This is a genomic window from Longimicrobiaceae bacterium (assembly GCA_035696245.1).
Lineage (GTDB): Bacteria > Gemmatimonadota > Gemmatimonadetes > Longimicrobiales > Longimicrobiaceae > DASRQW01.
Genome location: DASRQW010000086.1, coordinates 1 through 4,064, shown reverse-complemented (window position 1 = coordinate 4,064; position 4,064 = coordinate 1). Strand labels below are relative to the sequence as shown.

The following is a 4,064-nucleotide window of genomic DNA, read 5'->3' as shown; positions in this document are numbered from 1 at the left end:
CGGGCCTCTCTCTTTCCGTACGGTACTCTCGGATCTCGCATCGCCACGGTTGCAGAGTTCTCCACCGATGCGGCCTCAACTCTCCGCCCCGACGCATCTACCACCTCCGACGCTGCGCCAACGTCTCTGAACCGATGATCTGCCTTATACCAGATTCTTGTTTTGTTCGTGCATTGACGAGTAACTTGGGTTAACCTCAATGGGAGGAGCCCATGCGCCGAGTCATGCCGGAGATCCATGAGCCGCTGGACACCCTGGAGGAGCGGCTGGCGAAGACGAAGGATGCGAAGCGGAAGAGGCGGGTTCACCTGCTCGTCCTCATCTGCTCGGGCCAGGTCCGGAGCCGGGGTGCCGCGGCCAAGCACCTGGGCGTTCATCGCAACACCGTCGGAGAGTGGCTTTCGGCGTACGAGAACGGCGGGCTGGATGCCCTGCTGGACATCAGAGCGCCGGGGGCCAAGCCAGGGCAGAAGGTGCTCACGCCCGCGGTGCTGAAAGCTCTCAAGGAGCAGCTTCAGGACGAGGGCTTCTGTAGCTACAAGCAGGTCCGGCAGTGGCTCGAGCAGGAGTTCGGTCTCGATATCCCCTACACGACGGTCTACGGCCTGGTGCGTTTCCGGCTGGGCAGCAAGCTGAAGAGGGCCAGACCGCAGCATGTAAAAAAACGTCGTCGTTGCCGCCGGCTTCCTCCGCTGGCTGAAGCGGCTTATCGATCTCGCCGTCGCCTTCTCGCCCCTGCCGGTGCGCTGCTTCTTCGAGGACGAGACGAGGATCGGGCTTCACGAGTCGGGGACGGGGCGCCGCATCACGGCCCCGGGCATCAAGCCGATCCAGCTCATGCTTCCGCGCTACGAGTACCTCTGGTTCTACGGCGCGGTCGAGCCGGCTTCGGGCGAGTCCTTCTTCCTCGAGCTGCCCGCACTCGACACCCGCTGCTTTCAAGCCTTTCTCGACGAGTTCTCCCTCGCCTTCCCGGATACCCTGAACATCCTGGTTCTCGATGGAGCATCCGCACACGGCGCGGCAGCGCTCGTCATCCCGGACAACATCCTTCTTGCGCGTCTGCCACCCTACTCCCCCGAGCTCAACCCTGCGGAACGCGTGTGGCTCGATCTCCGCCACCGTCTGGGAGACAAGCTCCCCGCCAGCCTCGACGCGCTCGCCTGCGCCACCGCGAAAATCCTCCGCGACTACACCGCCGACGCGCTCGCCTCTCTCACCAACTACGGTTACCCCCGCCTCCTAGGATTGCACGATTAAACTAAGAATCTGGTATTACAACTCTGCTCCCGTCGCGGTCGTGCGGCGGGAGCGGAGCGCGGTCGGACGGTTCGACGATGCCGAGCTACGGCCGCGGCGTCGCTGGCGGAGGCGTTGCGGGCGGCGCACCGGCCGGCGGTGTGCCAGGTCGCGTTCCGGCTGGCGGCGCGGCGGGCGGGGTGGCGCCGGGCGCCGGAGCGGCGGGGGCGGAGAGGGCGGCGTCCAGCTCCTGCTTCAGGTCGCTGAAGGGGATGGCGCCGCTGAGCGCCTTTCCGTTCAGGATGAACGTGGGCGTCCCGCCGATGCCCGCGCCGCTGGCCCGCATCACGTCGTTCAGGATGATGGGCGCCACGCGGTCGTTCTCCACGCAGCTGCGGTAGGCGCCCGCGTCCAGCTGCATGCCCGCCGCGTAGCCGGCGAAGCGCGCGGCCGGGTCCGCGGCGCCGCTCCACTCACGCTGCCGGGAGAAGAGCTGGTCGTGCATCGGCCAGAACTTGCCCTGCGCGCCGGCGCAGAAGGCTGCCTTGGCGGCGCCGTACGCCTCGCGGTGGCCGGGCAGCGGGAACGCCATGAACACCAGCCGCACCTTACCCGTGCGAATGTAGGCGCTGTCCAGCTTGGCGTACGTGCTGTCGAAGAACTGGCGGCAGTACGGGCACTGGAAGTCCGACACCTCGATCAGCGTCACGCGCGCCGTCTCGGGGCCCTTCATCCGCGAGTTCTCGGCGCGCTGCATCAGCGAGTCCAGGTTGGCCGACGCGGCGTTCGCGGCCGCGTCGCGCCCCACCAGCTGGCCGCACGCGCTGCTCGCCGCGGTGATGCAGAGGATGCCGGCCAGGCCGGCGTTGAACAGGAAGCCGCGGCGCGGTCCCTTGCTGAGTCGCTTCATCGTTCCTCGTGCGTGAGATGGAAGAACCGCGTACGTCTTTCGGGAGATGCGAACTGGCCCGCGACCTCGCCTGCCTGCTCGTCGGTTACGGTCGATGCGACGCATCGCCGTGATGCGCGTGTTCGATGCCCGCCGTCCCCCGTTGGTCGCCTCAAATTGGTAGGAGCCGACCTGCGTGTCGGACCTTGCTGCCGCGGCACCGATGCCGTCCACCGTGCGAATTCGCTGCGGAGGTCGCGGGAGCACACGCAGGTTGACCGGACGGGTAATACGTTGCCGGGGCTGACGATTAGGGTGCGTCTGCCACGGCGGCGCGGGCGCGGGGGAGGGTCCAGGCGCGCACCTCGGGCGGGGGCCAGGTGCCGGCGCGGGCGGCTTGGGCCAGGGACTCGGCTTCGGCGAGGGCGCGGGCGGCGGTGCGGGCGTCGATCCAGCCTGCGGCGAGGGCGGCATCGAACTCGTCGCGGTCCAATATCTCCACGCGGCCGTCCACACCTACCCACACGTCCAGGCAGAGGTCCGTCGTCTCCCACGTCCCCCCGTGGAACACCACCGGCGTCAGCACGTTCGCATAGAAGCCGGTGAACGTCCCGTCCGCACGATGAAAGCGCCCCACGTCGTGCCATCGGTCGCGGTACGTAAACCAGACGATGGGCGAGCCGGGCTCCAGCACCGTCCGCCCGTCCACCACCGTCTCCCGCTTCACCTCCGCCGCGGGCAAGAAGGTGACGGTGCAGTCCCCCTCCTCCGCGACCAGCGCCTGCGTGAACACCGTCTCCCGGTCCGGCAGCCGCCGGTAGCGGATGGTGACTATCTCCCGGCGCCCCTCCGCCCGGCTCATCGGCGGCATCCGTTTGGAACGATGGCAATCTGGCGTCCCGTCGCGCATCCGTCCACCGCGAACGCGCAGGCGAGCCAGGCGGGAGACGGTTGGCCGCCCATCCGCCGAGAACCCGCGGTATCTCCACCCATCTGCCGAAACATCTCCGCGCCGCCCCTCATCCCCCGACTCACCGCTGTTCCGCCGCACATCGGCCGCGATGCCAGGGCGCCGGTGGACATCGACCGATCCGCCGATCGACGGCTCCGCATCTCCCGAAACCCCGCCGGGCCGCCCTGCATCTCCCGTCGCCGCACGTCGATAGGGCGAGCCGACGAGATGCGGAGCGGCGGGCGGTCACGCATCTCCGTCCTGTGCGTCGACCACAGCGAACGCGGTGAGGTTGGCGATCTCCGCCGCCTCGCTGCCGCGCTGGAGGACGTGCACCGGGTGCGCCATGCCCAGCAGGATGGGCCCGAACGCTTCGGCCCCGCCCAGCCCGGCGAGCAGCTTGTACGCGATGTTGGCCGAGTTCAGGTCCGGGAAGATGAGCACGTTGGCGTTGCCCTTGAGCGTGCTGAACGGGTGCTCGCGCTTGCGCAGCCCCGCGTCGAGCGCCGCCTCCACCTGCATCTCGCCGTCGATCTCCAGCCCCGGCTCGCGCTCCTTCACCAGCTGCGTGGCCACGCGGACCTTGTCGGCCACCGGGTGGCGCGCCGAGCCGAAGTTGGAGAACGAGAGCATCGCCACCCGCGGCTCGATGCCCAGCCGCCGCACGAACGCCGCGGAGAGCGTGGCGATCTCGGCCAGCGCGTCGGCCGTGGGCTCGATGTTGACCGTCGTGTCCGCGAAGAAGAGGATGTCGCGCTCCAGCACCATCATGTACAGCCCGGCCACGTGCTTCACCCCCGGCGCCGTGCCGATGGTCTGCAGCGCGGGGCGGATCGTCTCCGGATAGTACATGTCCTCGCCGGCGACCAGGCCGTCCGCCTCGCCCTCCTGCACCATCATGGAGGCGAAGGGGACGGAGCGGCGAACCTCGCCGCGCGCGTCGGCCAGGCGCATTCCCTTGCGCTGGCGGCGGGCGTACAGGCT

The 4,064-nt window shown here is 68.9% G+C and carries 4 protein-coding genes; 1 reads left to right on the top strand and 3 read right to left on the bottom strand.

Annotated features, from left to right (window positions below):
- The first annotated feature begins 741 nt into the window (after positions 1-741).
- On the top strand, positions 742-1,260 hold the full coding sequence (locus tag VFE05_04120; GenBank protein HET6229241.1) for an IS630 family transposase: 519 nt from the start codon (positions 742-744) through the stop codon (positions 1,258-1,260).
- Between the two features lie 85 nt (positions 1,261-1,345).
- Here the strand turns inward: VFE05_04120 and VFE05_04115 are convergent, their stop codons facing one another.
- The 3 genes from VFE05_04115 to VFE05_04105 all read right to left on the bottom strand — a co-directional run.
- Positions 1,346-2,149 carry a thioredoxin domain-containing protein gene (locus tag VFE05_04115; GenBank protein ID HET6229240.1) on the bottom strand — a complete coding sequence of 268 codons (804 nt, stop codon included), beginning with the start codon at positions 2,147-2,149 and terminating at the stop codon, positions 1,346-1,348.
- Between the two features lie 289 nt (positions 2,150-2,438).
- A complete protein-coding gene (locus tag VFE05_04110) occupies positions 2,439-2,990 on the bottom strand; it encodes a DUF402 domain-containing protein (protein ID HET6229239.1) in 552 nt (183 codons plus the stop codon).
- Positions 2,991-3,326: 336 nt separating this feature from the next.
- Positions 3,327-4,064 (bottom strand): phosphate acyltransferase (locus VFE05_04105; GenBank protein ID HET6229238.1); only part of this gene is annotated, 738 nt, incomplete at its 5' end.